23 protein-coding genes are annotated in these 24,636 nt (G+C 73.5%); 3 read left to right on the top strand and 20 right to left on the bottom strand.

What is annotated here, in order from left to right; translation table 11 throughout:
* Nucleotides 1-6 precede the first annotated feature (6 nt).
* From ftsZ to ACPPVX_RS21255, 16 genes are all read right to left on the bottom strand, one after another.
* Nucleotides 7-1,119, bottom strand: a complete 1,113-nt coding sequence (gene ftsZ, locus ACPPVX_RS21330) for a cell division protein FtsZ (protein WP_426572595.1) — start codon at nt 1,117-1,119, stop codon at nt 7-9.
* Nucleotides 1,120-1,276: 157 nt separating this feature from the next.
* On the bottom strand, nt 1,277-2,119 hold the full coding sequence (locus ACPPVX_RS21325; protein ID WP_426572594.1) for a cell division protein FtsQ/DivIB: 843 nt from the start codon (nt 2,117-2,119) through the stop codon (nt 1,277-1,279).
* Nucleotides 2,116-3,057, bottom strand: coding sequence for a UDP-N-acetylmuramate dehydrogenase (murB, locus tag ACPPVX_RS21320; protein WP_426572593.1), 942 nt, complete (start codon nt 3,055-3,057; stop codon nt 2,116-2,118). Before murB ends, ACPPVX_RS21325 begins: the two co-directional genes overlap by 4 nt.
* Nucleotides 3,054-4,481, bottom strand: a complete 1,428-nt coding sequence (murC, locus tag ACPPVX_RS21315) for a UDP-N-acetylmuramate--L-alanine ligase (RefSeq protein WP_426572592.1) — start codon at nt 4,479-4,481, stop codon at nt 3,054-3,056. The genes murB and murC overlap by 4 nt, the downstream gene beginning before the upstream one ends.
* Nucleotides 4,474-5,586, bottom strand: a complete 1,113-nt coding sequence (locus tag ACPPVX_RS21310; RefSeq protein WP_426572591.1) for a UDP-N-acetylglucosamine--N-acetylmuramyl-(pentapeptide) pyrophosphoryl-undecaprenol N-acetylglucosamine transferase — start codon at nt 5,584-5,586, stop codon at nt 4,474-4,476. The genes murC and ACPPVX_RS21310 overlap by 8 nt, the downstream gene beginning before the upstream one ends.
* The gene (gene ftsW / locus ACPPVX_RS21305; RefSeq protein ID WP_426572590.1) at nt 5,586-6,803 is read right to left on the bottom strand and encodes a putative lipid II flippase FtsW; all 1,218 of its coding nucleotides are present in this window, start codon (nt 6,801-6,803) and stop codon (nt 5,586-5,588) included. The genes ACPPVX_RS21310 and ftsW overlap by 1 nt, the downstream gene beginning before the upstream one ends.
* Nucleotides 6,800-8,149 (bottom strand): UDP-N-acetylmuramoyl-L-alanine--D-glutamate ligase, encoded by a 1,350-nt coding sequence (murD, locus tag ACPPVX_RS21300; protein WP_426572589.1) that lies wholly within the window; start codon nt 8,147-8,149, stop codon nt 6,800-6,802. The genes ftsW and murD overlap by 4 nt, the downstream gene beginning before the upstream one ends.
* Nucleotides 8,146-9,213: a phospho-N-acetylmuramoyl-pentapeptide-transferase gene (gene mraY, locus ACPPVX_RS21295; protein ID WP_426572588.1), complete on the bottom strand. Its 1,068-nt coding sequence runs from the start codon at nt 9,211-9,213 to the stop codon at nt 8,146-8,148. Before mraY ends, murD begins: the two co-directional genes overlap by 4 nt.
* Complete coding sequence (locus ACPPVX_RS21290; RefSeq protein WP_426572587.1) at nt 9,210-10,646, bottom strand: UDP-N-acetylmuramoyl-L-alanyl-D-glutamate--2,6-diaminopimelate ligase; 1,437 nt, start codon at nt 10,644-10,646, stop codon at nt 9,210-9,212. The genes mraY and ACPPVX_RS21290 overlap by 4 nt, the downstream gene beginning before the upstream one ends.
* 4 nt (nt 10,647-10,650) lie before the next feature.
* On the bottom strand, nt 10,651-12,777 hold the full coding sequence (locus ACPPVX_RS21285; RefSeq protein WP_426572586.1) for a penicillin-binding transpeptidase domain-containing protein: 2,127 nt from the start codon (nt 12,775-12,777) through the stop codon (nt 10,651-10,653).
* The gene (locus tag ACPPVX_RS21280) at nt 12,774-13,313 is read right to left on the bottom strand and encodes a hypothetical protein (RefSeq protein ID WP_426572585.1); all 540 of its coding nucleotides are present in this window, start codon (nt 13,311-13,313) and stop codon (nt 12,774-12,776) included. Before ACPPVX_RS21280 ends, ACPPVX_RS21285 begins: the two co-directional genes overlap by 4 nt.
* Complete coding sequence (gene rsmH / locus ACPPVX_RS21275; protein ID WP_426572584.1) at nt 13,310-14,293, bottom strand: 16S rRNA (cytosine(1402)-N(4))-methyltransferase RsmH; 984 nt, start codon at nt 14,291-14,293, stop codon at nt 13,310-13,312. The genes ACPPVX_RS21280 and rsmH overlap by 4 nt, the downstream gene beginning before the upstream one ends.
* Before the next feature lie 16 nt (nt 14,294-14,309).
* The gene (locus ACPPVX_RS21270; protein ID WP_426572583.1) at nt 14,310-14,840 is read right to left on the bottom strand and encodes a division/cell wall cluster transcriptional repressor MraZ; all 531 of its coding nucleotides are present in this window, start codon (nt 14,838-14,840) and stop codon (nt 14,310-14,312) included.
* A gap of 81 nt (nt 14,841-14,921) precedes the next feature.
* Nucleotides 14,922-15,611, bottom strand: coding sequence for a lipoyl protein ligase domain-containing protein (locus tag ACPPVX_RS21265; protein WP_426572582.1), 690 nt, complete (start codon nt 15,609-15,611; stop codon nt 14,922-14,924).
* On the bottom strand, nt 15,608-16,714 hold the full coding sequence (locus ACPPVX_RS21260) for an enolase C-terminal domain-like protein (RefSeq protein ID WP_426572581.1): 1,107 nt from the start codon (nt 16,712-16,714) through the stop codon (nt 15,608-15,610). The genes ACPPVX_RS21265 and ACPPVX_RS21260 overlap by 4 nt, the downstream gene beginning before the upstream one ends.
* On the bottom strand, nt 16,711-16,965 hold the full coding sequence (locus ACPPVX_RS21255; protein WP_426572580.1) for a hypothetical protein: 255 nt from the start codon (nt 16,963-16,965) through the stop codon (nt 16,711-16,713). The genes ACPPVX_RS21260 and ACPPVX_RS21255 overlap by 4 nt, the downstream gene beginning before the upstream one ends.
* A 111-nt stretch (nt 16,966-17,076) precedes the next feature.
* On the opposite strand from ACPPVX_RS21255, the gene ACPPVX_RS21250 reads away from it, so the two are divergent.
* From ACPPVX_RS21250 to ACPPVX_RS21240, 3 genes are read left to right on the top strand one after another with little or no spacing between them, the layout of a single operon-like run.
* Nucleotides 17,077-18,063 (top strand): AAA family ATPase, encoded by a 987-nt coding sequence (locus ACPPVX_RS21250; RefSeq protein WP_426572579.1) that lies wholly within the window; start codon nt 17,077-17,079, stop codon nt 18,061-18,063.
* 2 nt (nt 18,064-18,065) lie between these two features.
* A complete protein-coding gene (locus ACPPVX_RS21245; protein ID WP_426572578.1) occupies nt 18,066-19,226 on the top strand; it encodes a DUF58 domain-containing protein in 1,161 nt (386 codons plus the stop codon).
* Complete coding sequence (locus ACPPVX_RS21240; protein WP_426572576.1) at nt 19,223-21,427, top strand: transglutaminase TgpA family protein; 2,205 nt, start codon at nt 19,223-19,225, stop codon at nt 21,425-21,427. The genes ACPPVX_RS21245 and ACPPVX_RS21240 overlap by 4 nt, the downstream gene beginning before the upstream one ends.
* A 53-nt stretch (nt 21,428-21,480) precedes the next feature.
* Here ACPPVX_RS21240 and ACPPVX_RS21235 read toward each other — a convergent pair whose 3' ends face one another.
* The 4 genes from ACPPVX_RS21235 to ACPPVX_RS21220 form a co-directional block, all read right to left on the bottom strand.
* Nucleotides 21,481-21,897 (bottom strand): DUF3040 domain-containing protein, encoded by a 417-nt coding sequence (locus ACPPVX_RS21235; protein WP_426572575.1) that lies wholly within the window; start codon nt 21,895-21,897, stop codon nt 21,481-21,483.
* 102 nt (nt 21,898-21,999) lie between these two features.
* Nucleotides 22,000-23,316, bottom strand: a complete 1,317-nt coding sequence (locus ACPPVX_RS21230; protein WP_426572574.1) for a DNA polymerase IV — start codon at nt 23,314-23,316, stop codon at nt 22,000-22,002.
* Nucleotides 23,313-23,801, bottom strand: a complete 489-nt coding sequence (locus ACPPVX_RS21225) for an NUDIX hydrolase (protein WP_426572573.1) — start codon at nt 23,799-23,801, stop codon at nt 23,313-23,315. The genes ACPPVX_RS21230 and ACPPVX_RS21225 overlap by 4 nt, the downstream gene beginning before the upstream one ends.
* Before the next feature lie 39 nt (nt 23,802-23,840).
* Nucleotides 23,841-24,572: a polyprenol monophosphomannose synthase gene (locus ACPPVX_RS21220; protein ID WP_426572572.1), complete on the bottom strand. Its 732-nt coding sequence runs from the start codon at nt 24,570-24,572 to the stop codon at nt 23,841-23,843.
* Between the last annotated feature and the right edge of the window lie 64 nt (nt 24,573-24,636).

The following is a 24,636-nucleotide window of genomic DNA, read 5'->3' as shown; positions in this document are numbered from 1 at the left end:
CAGCCGCTACTTCAGGAAGGACGGAACGTCGAACTCGTCGTCGCCGCCGTCGCCACCCTGGTCGTCGGGGTCGTCGTCGGCGAACAGGTCGCTCGAGCTCGACGGACGGGGCGGGCGCGGGGCGTCGCCGGCCGCACCCTCGCGGCGGGGAGGACGGCCGGTCTTCTCCTCCCACCGGTCGAAGCCGGCGGCGATGACCGTGACGCGGACCTCGTCGCCCATCTCGTCGTCGATGACGGTGCCGAAGATGATGTTGGCGTCGGGGTGGGCCACGCCGTGGATGACCTCGGCGGCCTCGTTGACCTCGAACAGGCCCAGGTCGGAGCCGCCGGCGATGGAGAGCAGGATGCCGCGGGCGCCTTCGATGGACGCCTCGAGCAGCGGGCTGGAGATGGCGCCTCGCGCGGCGTTGAGCGCCCGGCCCTCTCCGGTGGCGCTGCCGATTCCCATGAGGGCGGAGCCGGCGTTGCTCATGATCATCTTCACGTCGGCGAAGTCGGTGTTGATGACGCCCGGCGTGGTGATGAGGTCGGTGATGCCCTGGACGCCCTGGAGGAGGACCTCGTCGGCCATCTTGAAGGCGTTCATCATCGACGTCTTCTCGTTCGACACGGTCAGCAGCCGGTCGTTCGGGATGACGATCTGGGTGTCGACCTTCTCCTTGAGCTTCTGGATGCCGGTCTCGGCCTGGACCGAGCGGCGCCGGCCCTCGAAGGCGAACGGCCGGGTGACCACGCCGATGGTGAGGGCGCCGATGCCCTTGGCGATCTCGGCGATGACCGGGGCGGCGCCGGTGCCGGTGCCGCCGCCCTTGCCGGCGGTGATGAACACCATGTCGGCGCCCTGGAGCACCTCTTCGATCTCCTGGCGGTGCTCCTCGGCGGCGAGGCGGCCGACCTCGGGGTCGCTGCCGGCGCCGAGGCCACGGGTGAGCTCGCGGCCGATGTCGAGCTTGATGTCGGCGTCGGACATCAGGAGGGCCTGCGCGTCGGTGTTGACCGCGATGAACTCCACGCCCTTCAGGCCGGCGTCGATCATCCGGTTGACGGCGTTGACGCCGCCGCCGCCGATGCCGACGACCTTGATCACCGCCAAGTAGTTCTGGGGATTTCCGGCCATGACTTCTACCTCCACGCGCGGTGGTTGGAAGGGGAACCCTCAACGGAAGATGGAGGGATGGGTAAACCTTGACGAACGGTTGACATTAGCTCGGGCGCCCTGGAGCGAGCGGCCTTCGGGGACAGTCTTGCGGGTGGACGGGAGATCGCGTGGGATCTCACCGCCGGGTCAGCGTGGTGGCGCGGGGGACGCTCACGTCGATGGTGTCGATGGTGGAGCGACCAGCCTGTTCGAGGAGCACCACCAGAGCATCGGCCTTGGCGGTGGGCAGGCTGTCATCGCCCCACTGCACCACGATCCCATCGGTCAGGACCAGCTCGAAGCCGTCGCCCGAGGGCTTGGCCGACGCCACCTCCGAGCGCAGGGCCTCGGGCATGGCGGCGAGGACGGCGGCCACCGAGCGCTGCCGGCTGCCCAGCACCTCCCCCGCCGCCGCCGGAGCGCCCTCGATCACGGGCAGGGCGGTGGTCCCGGCCGGTCCGAGGGAGCGTCCGTGCGCATCGACGAGGACGGCCGAGCCCCCCGAGCCGGCGATGGCAACGGGTGTGCGCTCCACGATCGCGACCCGCACGGTGCCGGGCCACGACCGGGTGACGCTCGCCTGCTCCACCCAGGGCAGCCGCTCGAGCCGCGCCTCGGCCGCACCGGGGTCGACCGACACCATCGGCTCCCCAAGGCGGACGCCGATGGCCCGCCGAGCCGCCGCGTCGGCGGTGTGCGATCCGCCGTGGACGACCAGGTGGTCGACGTCGAGCAGGGGCGACTGGGTGGCCGCCGCCACGCCGGCCAGGGCCAGCACGGCGAGCACCAGCAGCGACACGACGCGGAGGCGGCGGCGACCCTGGTCGCGGGCCACCTCGATCCGACGGGCCTGGAGCCGCGGATCGACCAGCGACGGGCTCGCGGGGCGCTTGGTCCGCCGGCCTGGCCTGGTCGACTTGGCCGGCCGGGCCTGCTTGGGCGGCTTGGTGCCAGCCCGGAAGACGGTCTCGGAGCTCACGGCGCCAGCTCCGGCATGGGGTCGAACCCGACCAGGTGCGTCTCGGGGTGGAGGTCGACGCCCGCGTGCTGGTGCACCCGGCGCCGCACCTCGACCATGAGCGCCCAGATGTCGGCGGCGCGGCCGCCTTCGTCGGACTGGATGAAGTTGGCGTGCTTCGGGGACACCTCGGCGGTGCCGATGCGCAGGCCCTTGAGGCCGGCGGCCTCGATCAGGCGGCCGGCGGAGTCGCCCTCGGGGTTGGTGAACACCGAGCCGGCGTTGCGACCGCCGGGCTGGTGGTCGCGGCGCCACTGGGTCTTCTCCTTGATGGCCGCTCGGGCCACCTCGGGATCGGCCGGGGTGAGCTCGAGCTCGGCCCCCACCACCACCTGGGCCGCGGTGATCGAGGAGGTCCGGTACCCGAGGTGGAGGTCCGCTGCCGGCACCTGACCATCGTGGCCCGACCCCAGGTCGACGACGCGGACCCTCACGAGGGCGTCGGCCATGTCGGCATCGGGAACGCCGGCGTTCATGCGCACCGCCCCGCCGATCGAGCCGGGCACCCCGGCGGCCCACTCGAACCCCGTGAGGCCTGCTGCCGCGGTCTGGCGGGCCACCACCGGGAGCTTGGCGCGGGCGCCGGCGCGCACGGTGGTGCCGTCGATCTCGACCTCGGCGAACGCCGGCCCGAGCACCAGGACGAGGCCGGGGAAGCCGTCGTCGGCCACCAGCAGGTTCGATCCGAGGCCGACCACGAGCACCGGGACGGGCTCGGCGGCGCTGGCCAGCGCCGCGGCGACCACCGCGAGCTGGTCCTCGTGGGCCACCATCAGCTGCAGCGCCGCCGGACCGCCGGCCCCGTAGGTGGTCAGCGCCGCGGTGGACGCCTGGCGCCGGACGGTGGGCCCGAGGCGGGTGGCCAGGGCCTCGAGCACCTCGTCGGAGGGGGCGTTCACCGGCTGCCGCCCGCGTCGAGGTCGATCAGGCGGCGGCCGAGCTGCCACACGTCGCCGGCTCCGACCGTCAGGAACAGGTCGCCCGGACGGAGGGTGGCCCGGGCCCAGCCCGCGGCGTCGTCGAGCGTGGGCACCCAGGCCACCTCGGCCCAGGGGCGGACCTCGAGCACCTCCTCGACCAGGAGCCGACCGGAGATCCCGGCGATCGGGTCCTCGCCGGCCGCGTAGACCTCGGTGATGGCGATGACGTCGGCGAGGGCGAGGGCGGCGCCGAAGTCGGCGAGCAGGTCGCGGGTGCGGGTGTAGCGGTGCGGCTGGAACACGGCGACCACGCGGGGCCAGCCCGCCTCCTTGGCCGAGGCCAACAGGGCCCGGACCTTGCCGGGGTTGTGGGCGTAGTCGTCGACCAGAGTGGCGCCGAACGCCTCGCCCACCACCTCGAAGCGCCGGGTCACGCCCACGTAGCCGGCCAGGGCCTCGACGGCCGCAGGCGCGGAGATCCCGAGCTCGAGGGCCACGGCGACCGATACGGCGGCGTTGCGGGCGTGGTGGCGACCCGGCGTCCCCACGGTGACGGGCCCGAGCTCCCGGCCCTGGTGCCGCAGGCCGAAGCGCGTGTGCAGCCGCTCCACCTCGACCGAGTGGACCTGGAAGTCGGCCTCGGGCCCCTCGCCCACCGTGGTGGCCCCGACGGCCGCGGCCACCCGGGCGGCGCGGGGGTCGGTGACCTGCTCGCCGCGGGGGTCGTCGATGCACACGACCCCGGTGCGCGCCTCGCCGAGGAACCGCAGGAACGCCGCCTCGATGGCAGCGATGTCGTGCCAGAAGTCGAGGTGGTCCTCGTCGATGTTCGTGACCACCGCGATGTCGGCGCCCATGCGCAGGAACGTCCCGTCGCTCTCGTCGGCCTCGACCGCGAACGCGCCCGCCTCGGACCAGTGGGCGGCGCGGCCGAGCCCGAGCGGCGTGGCCCCCACGAGGTACGACGGGTCAGCGCCGGCCCCGTCGAGCAGCGTGGCGAGCATGGCCGTGGTGCTGGTCTTGCCGTGCGTGCCCGACACCGCCACGGTGGGGCGGGCGGCGCACACCAGCGCCAGGATCCCGGCGCGGTCGAGGACCGCGCAGCCGGCCTCGGCGGCCTCGGCGAGGTCTCGCTCGGTGGGCGGGAAGGCCGTGGAGTGGGCCACGATCTCGGCGCCGTGGGGCCGGGCCGACGAGAACAGCTCGGTGGCCGGGACCACCTCGGGCTCCACGCCGGCGGCGATCAGCGCCGGCCACACCGCGGTCTCGTTGACGTCGGAGCCGGTGACCCGGTGGCCCATGGCGGCGAGGATGATGCCGATGGCGCTGATGCCCGCGCCGCCGACGCCGACGAGGTGCACGGCGCGCGGCGCGCCGAGGTCGGCACCGGTCGGGTCAGGCACGGGCGGAGCGCTCCACGACCGCGGCCACCTGCTCGGCCGCATCGATGGTGGCCCCCGACCGCATGGCCGTGCGCATCGCTGCGAGGTGGGCCGGGTCGTCGAGCAGGGCGGTGAGCTCGAGCTGGAGGCGATCGACGTCGAGCTCCGAGTCGACCACCACGACGGCGCCGCCGAGCGCGGCGACGGCGTCGGCGTTGGCGCGCTGGTGGTCGCGGGTGGCGATGGGCAGGGGCACCAGCACGGCCGGGAGGCCCGCGGCCATCAGCTCGAACACCGAGCCTCCGGCGCGGGTGACGGCCAGATCGCTGGCATCGAGCAGGAGGTGCATCCGATCCTCGTACGGGATCACCTGGTAGACGATGCCGCCATCGGGGATCTCGGGCGCCTGGCCGGTGGCGGCGCTGAAGCCGTTGCGGCCCACGACGTGGCGCACGGCCAGGTCGGAGCGGTGAGCCCACCGGGTCACGACGCCCTGGACGGCATCGTTGATGCGGCGGGAGCCGAGCGAGCCGGCGAACACCCCGATGACGGTGCGGTCGGCGGGCAGGTCGAGCTGAGCGCGGGCGGCCGCGGGGTCGGGGTGCTCGGCCATGGTCCGGATCTCCGGGCGCAACGGGTTGCCCGTGACGGTGGCGTGCGGCAGGTCGGTGCCCTCGAACGACACGGCGGATGCCGTGGCGAAGCGCCGCAGCGCCCGGTTGACCGCGCCGGCCCGCTTGTTCTGCTCCAGCAGGACGAGCGGCACGCGGCAGAGCACCGCGCCCACGCCGCAGGCGAAGCTGGCGTAGCCCCCGAGGACCACGACGACCTTGGGCTTGCGCCGGCGGACGATGCCGATGCCGCGGGCGAGCGCCCGCACCAGGTCGATGCCGGCGGCCACGTTGGCCAGGGTGAGCCGGCGCTGGATGCCTCGGCCCGGGAGCACGTCGACGGTGAACCCGGCCTGGGGCACGAGCTCCTGCTCGGGCCCGCGCTCGGCGCCCACGAAGTGGATGGTGGAGGCCGGGTGGCCGGCGGCGACGAGCGCACGGGCCACCGACAGGCCGGGCAGCAGGTGACCAGCGGTGCCGCCCCCGGCGACCAGGGCCCAGGTCTCGTCGGCCATCAGGCGGCGTCCCGGCGAGTCGAGCGGGGCTGGTGCTCGGCCGGGTGGCGGGCGATGTTGAGGAGCATGCCGGTGGCGGCCAGGTTGATCACCAGCGAGGAACCACCGAACGAGATGAACGGCAGCGGCACGCCGGTGATGGGCATGATGCCGATCACCGCACCGATGTTCATGAACGCCTGGATGCTGATCCAGGCGGTGATGCCGGTGGCGACCAGCATCGAGAAGCGGTCGCGGGCCCGGGCGGCGATCCAGGCGCCGGTGCAGGCGATGCCCAGGAACAGCAGCACCACCGACATGGCCCCGACGAGGCCGAACTCCTCACCGATGACGGCGAAGATGAAGTCGGTGTGGGCGAAGGGCAAGAAGCCCCACTTGGCGGTGGAGCGGCCGAGACCCCGGCCGAGGATGCCGCCGTTGGCGATCCCGACGAGCGACTGGACGTTCTGGAGGCCGGTGTTGGTGGGGTCGGCCCACGGGTTCAGGAACCGGAGGAACCGGGTGCGGCGGAACGGGGTGTAGGCCACCGCCCCGATGGCCAGGATCGTGCCGGCGACGGCCGTGAGCGACAGGCCGAGCAGGGGCACGCCGGCCATGAAGAGCATGGCCAGCACCATGAAGGCGATGATGATCGTGGTGCCCAGGTTGGGCTGCAGCATGATCAGCCCGGCCACCACGGCGAGGTACGCCACCACCGGAGCCAGGCACCAGCGCCAGTCGCGGATCTTGTCGGCACGGCGGTCGAGCAGGTCGGCCACGAACAGCAGCAGGCCGAACTTGGCGAACTCAGACGGCTGGATCTGGATCGGGCCGGCCCCGAGCCAGCGGGTGGCACCGTTGGCCGACACGCCGATGCCGGGCACCAGGACCGCCACGAGCATGGTGATCGACAGCAGCAGGAACGGCTTGGCGAAGCGGCGCCAGAACTCGACGGACACGAGGAACGTGGCGAGCAGGCCGATCGAGCCCAGCACGGTCCACAGCGCCTGGCGCTCGAACATCGACCACGGCACCGCACCGGCGCGCACCGACGGGACCGACGACGCCGACATGACCATCACCAGGCCGAACAGGTTGAGCACGGTGACGATGGCGGCGAGGAGCCAGAACGCGGGGGTGGCCACGCCCGGGATGGCGAGGTGGCGGCGGCGGCGGGCCTGGACCGGGTGGCCGGTGCGGCCGCGGAGCGCCGGGTGCCCGAGGGTGGTGGACGTCACGACGCCTGCTCGAGGTGGTGGCGCACGGCGCGCTGGAAGTCGTCGCCGCGCTCGGCGTACGAGGAGTACCAGTCGAACGACGCGCACGCGGGCGAGAGCACGACCACGTCGCCGGGGGCGGCGAGCGACGCCGCCGCCACGACGGCTTCGTCCATCGACCGGGCGGTCACCGTGGGCACCTCGTTGCGGAACACGGCCTCGACCTCGCCGGCGGCATCGCCGATGGCCACGACGGCCCGGAGGTGGGGGGCGACGAGCGCGAGGTCGGAGAGGTCGAGGCCCTTGTTGCGGCCACCCGCGATGAGCACGGCCGAGGCGAAGCCCGACAGCGCCGCCACCGTGGCGTGGGGCGCGGTGGCCTTGGAGTCGTCGTACCAGCGCACGCCCCCAGCCTCGCCCACCAGCTCGACCCGATGGGGGAGGCTGCGAAAGGCACGGAGAGCACCCCGGATGCCATCGAGGGACGCGCCGGCCGCCAGCGCGGTGGCCGCGGCGGCGAGGGCGTTGGAGCGATCGTGCGGCAGGTCGCGCGTCAGCTCGTCGGCGCGCAGCAGCCGCAGGCCGTCGGGACCGACCAGCCAGCCGTCGTCGACGTGCCAGTCGGCCGGCTCGACGAGGCCGAACGTCTGGGTCCGCTCCCCCTGCGGCGCCCACCGCATGACGACGGGGTCGTCGGCGTTGGCGATGGCGGTGCCGCCCAGGGCGTGGTTGGCCCAGACCCGGGCCTTGGCCGCCTCGTAGCCCTCGAGGTCGAGGTGCACGTCGAGGTGGTCGGGGGCGAAGTTGAGCCAGGTGGACGCCACAGGCCGGTGGCCCGTGGCGAACGTGAGCCGGAACGACGACGCCTCCACCACGAACACCTCGGTGGCCGGGTCGTCGATCGCCTCGACGAGCGGCACCTCGACGTTGCCGGCGGGCACCGCCGCGATCCCCGACGCGACGAGCATGTCGGTGACCAGGGTGGTGACCGTGGTCTTGCCGTTGGTCCCGGTGATCACGGCCACCGGGCGGTCGTCCCACGCCGCGGCCAGGTCGAGCTCGCTGCGCACCGGCACGCCGGCCGCGACGGCGGCGGCGAAGATCGGGTGGCGCTCCGGGATGCCGGGGCTGGGCACGACGCCGTCGTGCTCGGCCACCAGGGCAACCCAGTCGGCGGGCGGATCGACCCACGTGGCCCCGACGGCGGCAGCACGAGCCGGCCCGTCGGCTCCGGCCCCGTCATCGGTGGCGGTGACCGCCGAGCCGCGCTGCGCCAGCGCCCGGGCGACGGCCTTGCCGGTGACGCCGAGACCGAGGACGAGGGCCCGCTGCGGGACGAGCGCGCTGCGCTCGGCACCTGCGGTCATGGCTTGGGCAGCGCGGGCAGGGCCGGGAGCGTGGTGAAGTCGGCGTAGAACATCCCGAGCGCCAGGGCGGTGGCGAGCCCGGCGATCATCCAGAACCGCACGATCACGGTGGTCTCGGGCCAGCCGCGCAGCTCGTAGTGGTGGTGGATCGGCGCCATGCGGAACACGCGCCGTCCGAACACCCGGAACGAGAACACCTGGATGATCACCGACACGGCCTCCACCACGAACAGCGCCCCGATGATGGGCAGCAGGAGGATGGTGTTGAGGGTGAGGGCCAGCCCGGCCAGGGCAGCGCCGATGGCCAGCGAGCCCGTGTCGCCCATGAAGATCTTGGCGGGGTGCGCGTTCCACCACAGGAAGCCGGCGCAGCCGCCGAGCATCGCCGCCGCCACCACCGCCAGGTCGAGGGCGTGCTCGACCCCGTACACGCCGGGGTTGCGGAAGGCCCAGAAGCCGATGATGGTGAAGCAGGCGAACGAGAAGATCGACGATCCCGCAGCCAGGCCGTCGAGCCCGTCGGTGAGGTTGACGGCGTTGGTGCACGCCATGATCACCACGACCGACAGCAGCACCCACCCGACCTTGCCGAAGTCGATGCTGAGCAGCGCCGACGAGTCGAACGAGCTGTAGCGGGTGAACGACAGCTGGGTGTGGTTCTTCGTGAGGGTGACGGTGGCGATGCCGAACGCGCCGGCCACGAACAGCAGGCCCAGGACCTTGGCCCGCTTGTTGAGGCCGAGGTTGCGCTCGCGGGTGATGCCCAGCCAGTCGTCGAGGAAGCCGACGAGCCCGGCGCCCACCACGAGGGCGAGGACGAAGATCCCCGAGCGGGTGAACACCACCCGGCTGCGCAGGTGGGCGACCGTGTAGCCGACCACGGCGCCGGCGACGATGGCGATGCCGCCCATGGTGGGGGTGCCGGCCTTCACCTGGTGGCCCTCCGGGCCCTCCTCGCGGATGTGCTGGCCGATGCGGTGCTTCTGGAGCCAGACGATCAGGTAGCGGGTGCCGACGAGGGACACGGCGAGGCTCAGGCCTCCGGCCATGAGGAGGGCGATCACGAGCCGGCCTCCCCGGCGCCCGACCAGCCGGCCGCGACCAGCGCGCCCCGCAGGACCTCGCGGTCGTCGAACTCGGTGATCACGTCGCCGATGATCTGGGTGGTCTCGTGGCCCTTGCCGGCCACGAGGAGCACATCGCCAGGGCCCGACTCCTCCACGGCGAGCGCGATCGCGGCGGCGCGATCCGGCTCGATCCGGAGGTCGTTCGGCTGGTCCATCCCGTTCTGCACAGCAGAGATGATCGCAGCCGGGTCCTCCCCCCGGGGGTTATCGGTGGTCAGCACGACCACATCGGCCAGCTCACCTGCGGCTTCGCCCATCTTGGGGCGCTTGCCCGGATCCCGGTCACCGCCGGCTCCGAACACGATGATGACGCGACCGGTCGCCAGCTCCCGCGCCGCCTCGAGCAGCTGGCGGAGCCCTTCAGGGGTGTGGGCGTAGTCGACCGCGGCCAGGAACGGCTGGCCGTTGTCGATGCGCTCGAAGCGCCCGTCGACCACGCCGGCGCCGGCCAGGCCGCGCGCGATGGCGTCGACCGGCACGCCCAGGGCCTCGGCGGCGGTGGCGGCGGCGAGGGCGTTGGCCACGTTGAACCGGCCCGGGAGCGGGAGGTCGATCACCGCGCCCCGCCAGGTGAAGCGCGACCCCTCGGCCGAGAGCGAGAGGTGCTCGGCCTGGTCGAGCGAGTAGCCGATGTACGGCACCTGGGCGGCGTCGGCGAGCAGGCGGCCGTGCGGCTCGTCGAGGTTGAGCACCGCGAGGTCGCAGAGCTCGGGACCGAAGAGGCGGGCCTTCGCCGCGAAGTAGGCCTCCATCGTGCCGTGGTGGTCGAGGTGGTCCTGGCTCAGGTTGGTGAACACGGCCACGCGGAACCGGCAGCCGTCGACCCGGTGGAGGTCGAGCGCGTGGGACGACACCTCCATGGCCACCAGCTCGCGGCCCGCCGACGCCATCTCGGCCAAGAGCTCCTGCAGCTCGGGGGCCTCGGGCGTGGTGCGGGCGCCGGTGAGGGTGCCGATGACCCCGGACGGGCGCCCGGCGGCCGCCGCTATGGAGGCCAGGAGGGCGGCGATGGTGGTCTTGCCGTTGGTGCCGGTGATGCCCACCAGCTCGAGGGACTCGGAGGGGAACCCGTGCACGGCGGCGGCGAGCGGGCCCATGGCCCGGCGGACCGACGGCACCACCAGCTGGGGCACGTCGACGGCGAGCCGGCGCTCGCAGAGCAGGGCCGCCGCGCCGGCGGCGACCGCCGCCTCGGCGAAGTCGTGGCCGTCGAACACGGCACCCGGGACGCAGCAGTACAGCGAGCCGGGGCCGACCCGGCGGGAGTCGTGGGTGATGGCCGTGACGGCGACGGCGGGATCGCCCACCAGGTCGAGCGCGCCGAGCGACCCCCGGCCCGTGGCGGCCGTCACCAGTTCTCGGAGCTCCATCGGCTCAGCCTTGCGGAGTGGAGGTGCTGCTGGCGACATCTTCGCCGTCGACCTCACGGGCCGACGCCGACAGCTCGGGCACGGCGTGGTCAGCCGGGTCGAGCAGGGCGGGCGGCGGGACCTCGTAGCGGCGCAGGGCCGTGGCGGCGAGGTGGGCGAACACCGGAGCGGCGATGTCGGCGCCGTAGATCGAGGTCCGGGGATCCTCGACCGTGACGATGATCGAGAGGTCGGCGCCGTTGATCATGCCGACGAAGCTGGACTGGTACTCGTAGCGCCCGTTGGCGTCGAGGTAGCCGTCCTCGGCCCCCGGGATGTTCTGGGGGATGCGGGCGGTGCCGGTCTTGCCGGCGGCCTCGTAGCCGGGGACGGCGGCGTCCTTGCCGGTGCCGTCGGAGACCACCTTGGACAGCATGGCCTGCATCTTGGCGGCGGTGTCGGCCGAGATGACCCGGTGGCCCGAGGACGGCTCGGTGGGCACCTGACCCGCACCGCTGTCGGTGGAGGCCACCAGCTTGGGGGCCACGTAGACGCCGTCGTTGGCGACGACGTTGTACGCGGCCAGCATCTGGAGGGCGCTCACCGCGATGCCCTGCCCGATCGGCATGGCGCCGATGTCGGAGCCGGACCAGTCCTGCGGGTCCTTCAGGATGCCCCGGGTCTCGCCCGGGAAGCCGAGGCCGATGTCCTGCCCGAAGCCGAAGTCGCGCAGGTAGTGGTCGATCCGCGCCTTGCCGAGCTGCTGAGCGATCTTGATGGTCCCGATGTTCGACGACGTCACCAGGATGTCGGTGGTCGACCACGCCGATGCCGGGTGCAGCTCGCTGTCGTGGAACACCCGGTCGGCCACCTGGAGCTGATCGGGGACGTCGAACATCGTGGTGGGCGTCACCGCGCCGTCCTGGATGGCCCCGGCGACGGTGATCATCTTGTTGACCGAGCCGGGCTCGAAGACCGAGGTGACCGACCGGTTGTCGCGGGTGTTGGCGATCTTGCCCTGGTCGTCCTTGGCCACGCTGGCCATGGCGAGGACCTCACCGGTGCTCGGGCGCATGATCACGGCCTGGCCGCTCTTGGCGCCCGACGCCGCCACCTCGTCGGAGATGGCGTGCTCGGCTTCGTACTGCAGTGACTGGTCGAGGGTCAGGTAGAGGTCGGTCCCCTGCTTGGCCGGGTCGAGCTTGCGGTGGCCGCCGGCGATCGGCTTCCCCCACACGTCCTGCTCGTAGTACAGCTTCCCCGGCTGCCCCTTGAGCTGGCGGTCGTACTCCCGCTCGATGCCGGAGATGCCGCCGGTCTGGCCCTCGGCGGTCTTCTGGCCTTCGGGGAGGGCGTGGCCGACCACGGCGTTGGCCAGGTCGCCGTTGGGGTTGCTGCGCAGGTACTCGTCCTCGAGGGTGATCCCCTCGAGGTCGCTCTTCGCCTGGGCCGCCTTGATCTTGGTGACCTGGGCCTGGGTGATCTGCTTGGCGATCACCTTGTAGCGCGACGTGGTGGTGAGCTCGGCCTGGATCCCGGCGGCGTCGGCGCCGAGGATGCGGGCGAGGGCGTTGGCCGTGGCGACGGGGTGCTTCACCTGCGCCGGGTCGGCCACGACCATCGGCTCGGCCACCGACATGGCGAACGCCTGGCCGTTGCGGTCGTAGATGGCACCCCGGCTGGCGGGAAGGGCACGCGAGCCGTCGCGCTGCGACTGGCCGTAGGCCACGTAGCGGGCGGGGTGGACGACCTGGACCTTGACGAGCTGGACGCCCACGGCGGCGACGACGGCCACCATCGCGATCACGAATGCGAGGAGGCGGCGCCGGGTGCGGGTGCGCAGCTGGGCTCCGGTGAGCCCGGGGACCGTCGGCCGCGCCGGACGGACCGGGCGCGGGGCGGGGGCGGTGGCGATGCGGCGCGGCCCGCTGGCGGAGGTGGAGCGGGACGGCGGAGCCGAGGGCGGGCGCGACGCCCGAGGCGCGGACGGGGGCGTCCGCAGCGAGGCGGAGCGAGGGGCGCGGGCCGTCGTGGCCGCGGGCTTCTTCGGGGCCCGGCGGGGGGCCGGGCGCGCCGGCGCCGGCCGCGTGGCCGGGCGCTGGTCGTGGATCGTCGTGCTGGACGGTCGGCCGAAGAAGTCGTCGTCGCTCACTGGGCGGCTGCTCCCCCGTCGGCGGTAGCCAACTCGTCTCCGGTGGAGCCGCTGCTGCTCCCGCTGGTGGACTGGGGTGTGGTGCTGGTGGAGCCCGGCGTGGTGTCGGTGGTGGTGGCCTCGTCGGTGGACCCGGTCACGATGGGCTCGGCGTCGGTGCCGGGGCTGAGCCAGTGCTGGCGGTCCGCGGGCACCATGCCCATCTTCTCGGCCTCGGCGGCGATCCGGGCCGGCGACTGGAGGTCGGCGAGCTCGAGCCGCTCACGGGCCAGCTGGCTGCGCTGGTCCTGCAGCTCGGTGTCCATGTGGTCGAGGTTGGACTGCCCGCTGACGAGCAGCCCGTGGAAGATCGCCGATGCCATGAGCGAGCCGAAGATGAGCCCGGCCGCGACGATGAAGACGGCGCCGGTGCGGCGGCGGCGGAGCGCCTGGCGACCGGTCGGCGCGACGACTCGAAGGTGGGCGCGGCGGGCGGCGGGGTCGGGCGGGGCGGCGCGGCGCGGCGTGGGGCGGGGAGCGCGGACGGGACTGGTCATGGCTGGTCCTCGAGAGACGGGTCGGGCAGCTTCTCGACCGCACGGAGGCGGGCGCTCGCAGCACGCGGGTTGGTGGCGATCTCATGCGACGACGGCGTCCAGCCGCCCCGCTTGAGCAGACGGGCCTCGGGCACGGCCCCGCAGCCGCACGGGAGACCGGGTGGGCAGGTGCAACCGCCGTCGTCGGCGCGGCGCAGCCGCTCCTTCACGATGCGGTCCTCACCGGAGTGGTAGCTGATGACCACGAGGCGCCCCCCAGGGGCCAGGACCTCGATGGCGGCGTCGAGCGCAGGCGGCAGCACGTCGAGCTCCTCGTTGACGTGGATGCGCAGGGCCTGGAAGGTGCGCTTGGCGGGGTGGCCGCCCTTGCGGCGGGCCGGCGCGGGGATGGCCGTCACGACCACCTCGGCCAGCTGGGCCGTGGTGGTGATGGGCCGGGCCCGCACGATGGCGCGAGCGATCCGGTTGGCGAAGCGCTCGTCGGCGTTGCGGCGCAGGATCGCCGCCAGGTCGTGCTCGTCGGCGGTGTTGACGAGGTCGGCGGCGGACTGACCGCTCCCCTGGTCCATGCGCATGTCGAGCGGGGCGTCGTGGCGGTACGAGAACCCGCGCTCCCCGTCGTCGAACTGCGGCGAGCTCACGCCGAGGTCGAACAAGACCCCGACGATCGGTTGGCTGGCGGCGCCGGCCTCGGCGACCACGGTCGCCAGCTGGTCGAAGCGGGCGTGGTGCGCCTCGGCCCGATCGCCGAACGGGGCGAGTCGGGCCATCGCTGCGGCCAGTGCGTTCCGATCGCGATCCAGTCCCAGGACCCGCAGGTCCGGGCGCGACTGGAGCACGGTCGCCGCATGGCCGGCGCCGCCAAGGGTGGCGTCGACGATGGTCCCGGCGGGCACGGGGTGGAAGAGCTCCACCACGAGGTCCACCAGGACCGGATCGTGGACGAACGGACGATCGTTGGACGGGGGCAGATCGGTCATGAGCGCGGGCACCTGATCACGCCGGGCCCGTCGGGAGGCCGCTGTGGGTGTCGAACAGGAGGTCGACGTCGTCGAGCTTGGGGCCCTCTTCGTCGTCGAACCGCCGGGCGGGCCAGATCTCGATGGCCTCGACCGCACCGGCGAGCACGACCTCGACCTCACCGGTCAGCCCCACCTGCTCGCGCAGCTCAGGCGGCAGGACGAGACGGCTCTGGCGGTCGACCGAGATGCGAGGGGCCGACTTGAAGATCCGCAGGCGGGTCTTCGGGTCGAGGAGGCCGCCGGGCTGGCTGGCCTGCATGGCGTCGACCACCGCTTCGAAGCCCCGCGGCGTCCAGAGCATGAGGTGCTCGGTGCGGTGGGCGCGGACGAGGGCGGCGTCGGTGAAGGCGAACTTGAACGCCGACGGCAGGGCGAGGCGGCCGCTCGCTTCGAGGCGGGTCCGGTAGGTGCCGGAGAAGGGGTGGTGGCCGAAGACGGGCGGGCGCGGCTCGAGCAGCGCTCCTGCCGCCTCCCCCGCGATTCGTGCCTCGCCACCAGCTGCCATTGCTCTCCACTTTATTCCAATTCTCTCCTGATGCAAGGAAGAATGTGGAACAACCTGCAGGAACGCTCCATCCGCTCCCGGTCAGTCGGCCGGAGCGCGGACCGCGAGGCGCAGCAGCTCGACGACGCGCGCCGGCGCCACGTCGCCCACCCCCATGGCCAGGGGCTCGAGCTCGCGGATGGCGATCTTGCGATCGATGTCGTCGAGCGCGAGCAGCCCGACGAGGGCGGCCGGGTCCCACCGGTGGAGCAGGGCGCACTGGTAGCGCGCCGCGGCCCGGGTGCGCCGCTGGGAGATCCCCACCACCTTCCGCTCGCCGACGGTCACCTCGCCCGGGCCGAGGCCGGCGAAGCACACCAGCTCGGACCACGGTCGGCGCAGCAGCGGCCCTTCGTAGGCCGTGGCATCGGGGAACCCGAGCTCGGCCACCACCCGGCTCCACGCCTGCCCGAGCCAGTCGAACGACCGGCCCACGTCGGCCGTCCACCGGGGGTCGGTCACCGGCAGCACCACATCGATCCACGTGACCGCGCCCGGGACGAGGTGGACCGCTCCTCCCCCGCTGCGCCGGCGGGCGACCTCCACGCCGGCGGCGGCGGCCGCCTCGTGGTCGACGATCTCGTCGCGCTGGGTGCTCCCCAGCACCAGCGCGGGCCAGGCCACGTCGAACCACCACAGCACCGGTGCCGGCGGATCGGGCACCTCGAGCTGGTGGAACGCCGCGGCGGAGCCCACGTCGTGGTGCTCCACAGGCCACCCGAGGATGCTCACCGGACCACCTCCAGCCGATCGACGGCGGCCCGCTCGAGGTGGGCGGCGATCGGGGTGCGGCCGATGCCCGGGCCATCGGGGGTGATCATCCGGCCCGAGGCGTTGGTCTCGAGCGGTTCGGTCACGTCGAGGTCGAAGTAGGCGTGCGACGGGCCGAGGTCGGTGGGCAGCGTGCAGCCGGGCAGCGCCGCCACGGCCAGGGCGGCCGCCCGCCCGACGCCCGACTCGAGCATCCCGCCCACGAACACGTCGAGGCCCGCGTTGCGGGCGTGGGCGACCATGGCGGCGGCCGCGTGCGGGCCTCCGCAGCGGCCGGGCTTGACGTTGATGATGCTCCCGGCCGCCAGCGCCACGGCTGCGTCGAGCGCCCCGAGCGAGGTGATGGACTCGTCGAGAGCGATCGGCGTGCCGCACTTCTGGGCCAGGTGGGCCGATTCGACGAGCGCCTCGGCCGGCGCCGGCTGCTCCACGTAGGCGAGGTGGACGTGCTCGAGCCGCCGGAGCGAGTCGAGGTCGGCGGTGCCGTTGAAGTCGACGGCGATCTCGAGGTCGGGCCACGCCTGCCGCACCGCACCCACCGCCGCCAGGTCGTCGCCCGAGGGCGTGACCTTGAGCTTCACCATCGACGCCCGCGCCTCGATCCGCTCGTCGACCGCCGCCACCAGATCATCGATGCGGTCGCGGCGACCGATCACCGCGCACTGCGGCACCGCCACCAGCGGGTTGGCCCCGAGCGTGGCGGCCAGCTCCACGGCGAGCGGCCGCTCGGCCCGGCGCAGCACCGCGTCGGTGAGGGCGGTCACGATCGACGCCGTGGCCAGCGGGTGGCCGACCACGTCGAGCGGGCGGCCGGCCAGCAGTGCCGGGGCCAGCTCGTCGCGCAGCACCAGCCAGGCACCGGCGGTGTGCTCGCTCGTGTAGGTGGGCCGGATCAGGGTGGAGCACTCGCCCCAGCCGACCACCCCGTCATCGAAGCGGACCGACACGAGGATCAGGTCGCGGAGGTCCTCGCGGCCGTGGGCCGCCCGGTGGGCGTGCTGGAGCGGGAGCTGGACCCTCCACAGCTCGACCGCCTCGAGCGCCGGCGCCCCCCTGCCGCTCACGTCAGCTGGTGGAAGGAGCGGCACCAGTGCAGGTAGGTGACGACGTCGGCCGGTGCCGGCTCCCGATCGGAGCCGTACTGGGTCTCGAGCCGGAACCGGAGGTACTCGGGCTCGGGGACGGGCAGGAACGGCGATCGCCGCCACCACCCCGGACGGGCGAGGCGGAAGAGCTGCACCAGGGCGACGCCCCACAGCGAGGGCCGCACCAGCACACCCGAGCCGGCGCGAAGCCACCACTGCACCGAGGTCATCGCGCCTGCTCCACGCATCGAGCATGTCACGTCGGCCAGGGAAAGGCGCTGCGGAAACCTCGCGGGCGGGCCTCTATCGTGGGCCGTTCAACCTCGACCGGGAGCCGACGCGTGTCCACGCAACCCATGGCGGAGCGACCAGAGAGCTTCAACGACCTCCACCGAGCGCTGGCCCACAACATCGGGCAGGTGATCCAGGGCAAGCCCGAGGCCATCGACCTCGTCCTCCTCGGCCTCATCGCCGAGGGCCACCTCCTGGTGGAAGACGTCCCCGGCGTCGGGAAGACGAGCCTGGCCAAGGCGCTCGCCCGCTCGATCGACGGCCAGTACGGCCGCATCCAGTTCACCCCCGACCTCCTCCCGTCCGACGTGGTCGGGGTCAACGTCTGGAACCGCGCCGCCGGGCAGTTCGACTTCCGCCCCGGACCCATCTTCGCCAACGTGATCCTGGCCGATGAGATCAACCGCGCCTCGCCCAAGACGCAGTCGGCCCTGCTCGAGGCCATGGCCGAGCGCCAGGTCACCATCGACGGCACCACCCGCCACCTCCCCCCGCCGTTCCTCGTGATCGCCACCCAGAACCCAATCGAGAACGAGGGCACCTACCCGCTGCCGGAGAGCCAGCTCGACCGCTTCCTGCTCAAGGTGTCGGTGGGCTACCCCGACCGCGATTCGGAGGTCCAGATCCTGACCACCCACGGCGACAGCGACCCCCTGGAGACGCTGCGCCCCGTGGTCACCGTGGCGCAGGTGAACGGCCTCGCGGCCGCCGCCCGCACGGTCCACGTCGCCCCGAGCCTCCAGGGGTACCTGGTCGACCTGGCCGACGCCACCCGCCGCCACCCCCACGTGTCGGTCGGTATGTCGCCCCGAGCCACCCTCGCCCTCCAGCGCGTGGCCCGGGCGCGGGCCGCCACGCGCAACCGCGCGTACGTGACCCCCGACGACGTCAAGGCGCTCGCGGTCCCCGTGCTCGCCCACCGCCTCCTCCTGTCCCCGGCCGCCCGGGTCGCCCAGGCCACCGCCGCCTCGGTGGTGGCCGAGGTGCTCGACCAGGTCCCCCAGCCCGAAGCCCGACCCGTGCAGACCGCCGGCTGACCATGCTCACCAAGCCCGGCTGGCTCGTCGCGTGCGGAGCGGTGATCGCCGCCCTGGCCGGCCGCCTGTTCGGGGTCGAGGAGCTGTTCGTGATGGCCGCCATCGCGGGCGCGCTCCTGGTCGTGGCGCTCCTCTCGGTGCGGCGCCGGACCCCCACCGTCACCATCGTCCGCCGGCTCAACCCGCACCGCGTCACCGTCGGCGCCCTGGCGCGGGTCGAGCTCGCCATCAGCAACCGCACCACCACGCGTGTGCCGCCCATCTCGCTCGTCGACCCGGTCGAGGGCACCATCGGCGCCCGGCTGTCGGTCGGGCCGTTCGCCCCGGGTGACCGCCAGGACGTCGGCTACCGGCTGCCCACCGCCCGCCGCGGCCTGCTGCACATCGGCCCGCTCGATGCCGAGCTGGTCGATCCGTTCGGCCTGGCCCGGCGGTCGCTCGGCGGCCCCGACACGCTCGTCATCACCGTGCTGCCCGCCATCGATCCGGCGCCGGCGCTGCCCATGGGCGGCGGCCGCCACGAGCCGCTCCCGGGCATGAGCCGGCGGTTGGCGGCCACGGCGGGGGTCGACGATCTGGTCACGCTGCGGCCCTACGTCGTCGGCGACGACCTCCGCCGGGTGCACTGGCCGTCCACCGCCCACTCCGACGAGCTCCAGGTCCGGCGCGACGAGGAGCGCTGGCAGGGCCACCTGACCCTCCTGCTCGACGCCCGGTCCGGCGTCCTCGGCGCCGCCGACTTCGAGCGAGCCATCTCGGCCGCCGCGGGCGTGGTCCACAGCATCGCCGAATCGGGCGACCGGGTGCGGCTGGCCGACACCGGTGGCACCGACTCCGGAATGGTCGATGCCCGGCGCGGCGCCCACGCGCTGATGGAGGACCTGGCGCTGGTCGACCAGCACGCCGCGGAGGAGGTCGCGCTCCCCCACGCCGACCCCCGCCGGCCCACCCCGCTCGTCTTGCTCACCGGCCGGGATCCGAGCGGCCTCGTCGCCGGCCTGGTGGCCTGCGGGTTCCCCGACCTCACCGTCGTCCGGTTCGTGGCCGACGACGGTGGCCAGCGGCCTCCCGGCCGGGTGGTGACGGTGCTCCCCGGCGAGACCTTCGCCGGTGCCTGGGCCCGCCAGGTGGTCGTCCACCGCGGCGCGGCGGTGCCGCGGTGACCGCCCCGCGCCCCGCCGTGCGCCGTCCGTCGCCGTGGGCGGAGGTGCCGCTCGTGGTGGTGAGCGTGGCCGTCACCATCGGCTTCATCCGGGTCTACGACACGTGGTCGTTCCTCGTCGCGCTGCTGGCGTTCGCCCTCGGCGCCCATGCGCTCGCCATCGCCACCCGGCGCCGGGCCACCCCGGGCCTCGCGGTGGTCGGGCTGGCCATCGGTGGTGCTGCGGTCGCCGTCGGCTGGATCCTCTTCCCGTCCACCACCGCCTGGGGCATCCCCACCACGGCCACGTGGACGGCCGCGGTCGACTCGCTCACCGTCGCCCGGGACCGCTACCCCGTCGTCATCGCCCCCACCGACGTGCTCCCCGGCTTCCAGCTCGCCGCGGGCCTGGCCCTGTGGGTGGCGGCGTGGTTCGCCGACTGGACCGCCCACCGGCTCCGCGCCACCGCCGAGGCCCTGGCCCCCACCACCGCGGTCTTCGTGTTCTGCGCCGTGCTCGGATCCGGGCGCTACGAGGTGGCGTGCACGGCGGCGTTCGCCGCCGCCGCGCTGTGGTTCGTGGCGGTGCAGCGGTCGGCCTCGCTCGAACGGGACCAGGCCTGGCTCCCCACCAACCGGGTGACGGCGCGCGCCGTGCTCCGGTCGGCGTCGGTGGTGGCCGTGGTCGCCGTGTTCGCGGGGGCGGTGATCGGTCCCCGCCTCCCCGGCGCCCAGGAGGACGCGGCGGTGTCGTGGCGCGAGAGCAAGGGCGGCGACAGCTCCCGGGTCACGGTGTCGCCCATGGTCGAGCTCAAGAAGCGGCTGGTCGACCAGAGCGACCGGGAGATGTTCGAGGTGCAGTCGTCCGAGCGGGCGTACTGGCGGTTGACGTCGCTCGACGTGTTCGACGGGGAGATCTGGTCGAGCAGCGGCCACTACAAGGCGGCCGGCACCGACCTCCCGTCGGAGGAGCCGGCGGGCCAGCCGGCGCACACCATCACCCAGAAGGTGAAGATCAAGGCGCTGTCGGCCATCTGGGCCCCCTCCGCCTTCGAGGCGGTCAGCGTCCGATCCACCGACCAGCCCCTCCACTGGGACCCCGACTCGTCGACGCTCATCGTCGACTCGTCGCAGCCCACCTCCGATGGCCTCACCTACACGGTGCTCTCCCGGACCCCGAACATCGAGCGGGCCAAGCTGGAGTCGGCGGGCGCCACCGACCCCCAGGCCATCACCGACACCTACCTCGGCCTCCCGTCCGACTTCCCCTTCTACGCCAGCGACCTGGCCCGCGCCGTCACCCGAGGCGCCGTCACCCGCTACGAGAAGGCCCGAGCGCTGCAGGACTGGTTCCGGACCCAGTTCAACTACTCGCTCGACACGAAGGCCGGGCACGGCGACGACGCCCTGGTCAGCTTCCTGCAGAGCGGCGAGGGCTACTGCGAGCAGTTCGCGGGGGCGTACGCCGCCATGGCCCGCTCGCTCGACATCCCCGCCCGGGTGGCCGTGGGCTTCACCCCCGGCAACGAAGACCCCGACGACCCCGACGTGTACCACGTGCTCGGACGCCATGCCCACGCCTGGCCCGAGGTGTACTTCCCGGGCAGCGGCTGGGTTCCCTTCGAGCCCACGCCCGGCCGCGGCATGCCCGGGGCCCAGAGCTACACGGGCGTCGCCGAGCAGCAGGACCTGGCCCGCCCGATCACCATCACCACCACCTCCACCGCGCCGCCCACCACCGTCACCACCGCTCCCGGTGACCAGAGCCGCACGTCGGCCGACGACAAGCCCGACAACCGCACCCGCACGGTGGGCGGGCCCAGCACGCCGGGGCCGTCCACCACGGGCTCGGTCCTGCGGGTGATCGCCCTGCTGGTGGCCGCCGCCGTGGCCCTGGGCGGCCTGATCGTGTTCAGCCGCCGCCGGCGGCGAGCCCAGCGCCTCGCCGCGCTCGACGAGGCCGACCGGTCGTGGGCGCGCGTCGAACGGGCGCTGGCCCGGCGGCGCGGCCTCGCCCAGGAGCCCTCGGAGACCCACCTCGAGTTCGCCCGCCGCGCCGGGCCCGAGCTGGGCGACCTCGCCCTGCCGCTGCGGGTGCTGGCCTCGCTGGTGACCGAGAACCGCTGGTCGCCCGATGCGCTCAGCGCCGCCGAGACCGAGCAGCTCCACGACCTCGCCGACCAGCTGATCGCCGGCCTCGAGTCGAAGGCCGCGGTGGGCTAGAGCCCTGCGCCGCATCCGGACCCGAACCTGGATCTGCGGCCGGAGCCGGAGGGTCAGGAGCGGTCGTCGCTGTTGTCGCCCTCGGCGTCGTCGTCCTGCGGGCGCAGCCGGTTGCGGACCCGGTCACCCGTGTCGCCGAAGTAGTCGCGCAGGCCGCCGGTGCGCAGCGACGCAGACAGCTGGGCCATCCCCGCCCGACCCATCTTGCGGAGGCTGCGCTCGAACCAGAGGGCCGCTCCGAGCATCACCACGAACCCGCCGAACGAGACCGTGAAGTTGATGGCGGTGGCGAGGGCCACGACCAGCACGATCACACCGACCACGAACAGGGCGGCCGCCCAGCGCATGCGCCGGAGGCAGTGGGCGTACAGCGAGTGGTTGCCGATCTCGCCCGCCAGGTCTGGGTCGGTCGCGTAGAACTGCTGCTCGATCTGCTGGAGGATTCGCTGCTCGTCCTCAGAAAGCGGCACGTGATCAACCCTTTCGAACCACCGGGAGGCCCAGCCCGGCCCGACCAGTGTCGCACAGGACGAACGAGGCGACAACGCGTCGCGCCCACTTCTCTGGGCGGGTCAGGGGCCGCTCGGGGCGTCGTCGGGCCCCCACTGCTGCTGGCCCTTGCGAGCGACCCGGATCCCCGACGGCCCGGCCAGGCTGGCCGGGCCCAGCGCATCGGCTCCGAACCGGGCCCGCACGGCGTCGATGGCCTCCTCCGCCTGGCTCCAGTCGGAGGCTCGACCGCCATCGCCGGGCGACAGCAGCTCGTCGAACGACAGCTGGCGGCTGGCGCCGTCGTCGAGCTGGGCCACGCCCAGCCCGAGCAGCCGGACGCCCGGGGCGACATCGACCTCCGCGAGCAGGTCGCGGCCGATCTGGGCCAGCTGGTGGCCGGAATCGACCCCGCCATCGATGGTGAGGGACCGGGTGATCGTGGAGAAGTCGCCGAAGCGCACCTTCAGCGTGACCGTGCGGCCCACCAGCCCCGCCTGGCGGAGCCGGCTGCCCACCGCGTCGGCGAGGCGCACGACCTCGACCTCCAGGTCGGGGCGCCGGTGGCGGTCGCGGGCGAAGGTCTCTTCGTGGCTGATCGACTTCGGAGCGTGGTCGGGCACGACCGGGCGGGGGTCGCGGGCGTGGGCCAGCGCATGGAGGTGCCCGCCGGCCGCCGCGCCCACGCTGCCCACCACCGTGGCGAGCGGCAGGCGGGACAGGTCGCCCACGGTGCCCACGCCCAGCCGCTGCAGCCGGGCGAGCGTGGCCGGGCCGACGCCCCACAGCGCCTGGACGGGCAGGGCGTGGAGGAACTCCAGCTCGGCACCGGGCCGGACCTCGAAGACGCCGGGGCCCGGCACCGGGCCCTGGGGCGAGGCCTTGGGCTTGGCCGACTCCGATGCCAGCTTGGCGAGGAACTTCACCCGGGCCACTCCCACCGAGCAGGTGAGCCCCTCCTGGTCGAGGATCCGTGCCCGCAGGGCGTGCGCGATCTCGACGGGCGTCCCCAGCAGCCGGCGAGCGCCGCGCACGTCGAGGAAGGCCTCGTCGAGCGAGATGGGCTCCACGAGCGGGGTGAACGAGCCGAAGATCGCCATCACCCGCTCGCTGACCTCGCGGTAGCGGTCGTGGTCGCCCGGCAGGAACACGGCGTGAGGGCACAGCCGCCGGGCCCGAGCGCCGGGCATGGCCGAGTGCACGCCGTAGGCCCGCGCTTCGTAGGAGGCGGCCGCCACCACCCCGCGCGCCCCGGAGCCGCCCACGACGACGGGCTGGCCGCGCAGCTCGGGGTGGCGCAGCAGCTCCACCGACACGAAGAACGCATCCATGTCGACGTGGAGGATCCCGGCCTCGCCCGGAGCGCCCTCGATGGTGGAGGCCCCGGCCTCGGCGCTCACGGCAACGTGGAGACGGTGAGGCTCGCCAGGTCGGACCCGGCCACGTGGTACCGGAAGCTGCGCTCCACCAGCCAGCGCTGCCCCAGCCAGGCCGACAGCGGCTCGCGCACCCAGGGGTGAGCCTTCGCCAGCCGGTCATCGCACTCGCCCAGCGCCACGTAGGACGCGTCGAACACGATCCCGTCGGGGTCGTCGAGGACCAAGGACCCTTCGACCGCCGCAGCACGGTGCACCTCGGCGCGAAGGTGCCAGCCCAGGTCGGGCGCCTCGACCTCGATGCGGTAGAGCAGCCCGTCCCAGCGCGACACCACCAGACCGGTCTCCTCGGCGACCTCGCGCTCGAGGCCCTCGAGGACGCCTTCGCCCTCGTCGATCACGCCACCGGGCGTCGACCAGTCGACCGAGCCGTTGCGGCGGCGGTTGGCCACCAGGAGGACCCCCTGGGGTCCCTCGATCACGGCGCCTGCCACGAGCCATCGCTTCACGGCGGTCATTCTGCCAGCGGGTGGACCCCGCCGCGACGCTCAGCGCAGGCGGCGGATCCGGCGGACGCGGTCGCGCACGCCCCAGCGGGTGACGAGCCAGAGCGCTTCGCTGACGATGTTGGGGTGCATCTTCGACACCCCTCGCACCCGGTCGCGGAACACGATCGGGATCTCCTGGATGGTGCCGCCCGCCTTGTTGACCTCGTAGGCCATCTCGATCTGGAAGCCGTAGCCGTCGGCGCGCACCTGCTCCATGCCGATCTTCTCGATGATCGCGGAGCGGTAGGCCCGGAAGCCGGCGGTGGCGTCTCGCACCGGCATGTGGAGCATGAAGCCCACGTACCGGTTGCCCCACTGCGACAGGAGGCGGCGGTGGGTGGGCCACCCGGGGACGGCCCCGCCCGCGATGTAGCGGGATCCGATGGCCAGGTCGGCGCCGCCCTCGGTGACCGCGGCCACGAGCGCCGGCAGCACCTCCGGGTCGTGGGAGAGGTCGGCATCCATCTCGATCAGGACGGTGTGGTCGCGCTCGAGGCCCCAGGCGAAGCCGGCGCGGTACGAGGGGCCGAGACCCGACTTGGCCGACCGGCGCAGCACGTCGATCTGGCCCAGCCGCTCGCCCGCCGCCTCGGCCAGATCGGCGGTCCCGTCGGGGCTGCCGTCGTCGACGACGAGGACGCGCGCGTCCGGGAGGCACTCGCGGACTCGGCCGAGCACATCGTCGATGTTCTCGGCTTCCTGGTAGGTCGGGATGATGACGAGAGGGCCCATCGGGCCGTCACTCTAAGTCGACGGACGGTCGCGCCCGAGACGAGGACCACGAGATGGGTCGACG

The sequence above is a fragment of the Aquihabitans sp. McL0605 genome, assembly GCF_049993875.1.
Lineage (GTDB): Bacteria > Actinomycetota > Acidimicrobiia > Acidimicrobiales > Iamiaceae > Aquihabitans.
Note: the sequence above shows the minus strand (reverse complement) of the source record. Positions and strands in the feature narration are given on the sequence as shown.

What these genes read in the sequence shown, in the direction of transcription:
- ftsZ (WP_426572595.1), bottom strand. Translation starts at nt 1,119, where the DNA reads ATGGCCGGAAATCCCCAGAACTACTTGGCGGTGATCAAGGTCGTCGGC.
- ACPPVX_RS21310 (WP_426572591.1), bottom strand. Translation starts at nt 5,586, where the DNA reads ATGGCCGACGAGACCTGGGCCCTGGTCGCCGGGGGCGGCACCGCTGGT.
- murD (WP_426572589.1), bottom strand. Translation starts at nt 8,149, where the DNA reads ATGACCGCAGGTGCCGAGCGCAGCGCGCTCGTCCCGCAGCGGGCCCTC.
- ACPPVX_RS21290 (WP_426572587.1), bottom strand. Translation starts at nt 10,646, where the DNA reads ATGGAGCTCCGAGAACTGGTGACGGCCGCCACGGGCCGGGGGTCGCTC.
- ACPPVX_RS21280 (WP_426572585.1), bottom strand. Translation starts at nt 13,313, where the DNA reads ATGACCAGTCCCGTCCGCGCTCCCCGCCCCACGCCGCGCCGCGCCGCC.
- rsmH (WP_426572584.1), bottom strand. Translation starts at nt 14,293, where the DNA reads ATGACCGATCTGCCCCCGTCCAACGATCGTCCGTTCGTCCACGATCCG.
- ACPPVX_RS21270 (WP_426572583.1), bottom strand. Translation starts at nt 14,840, where the DNA reads ATGGCAGCTGGTGGCGAGGCACGAATCGCGGGGGAGGCGGCAGGAGCG.
- ACPPVX_RS21255 (WP_426572580.1), bottom strand. Translation starts at nt 16,965, where the DNA reads ATGACCTCGGTGCAGTGGTGGCTTCGCGCCGGCTCGGGTGTGCTGGTG.
- ACPPVX_RS21245 (WP_426572578.1), top strand. Translation starts at nt 18,066, where the DNA reads ATGCTCACCAAGCCCGGCTGGCTCGTCGCGTGCGGAGCGGTGATCGCC.
- ACPPVX_RS21220 (WP_426572572.1), bottom strand. Translation starts at nt 24,572, where the DNA reads ATGGGCCCTCTCGTCATCATCCCGACCTACCAGGAAGCCGAGAACATC.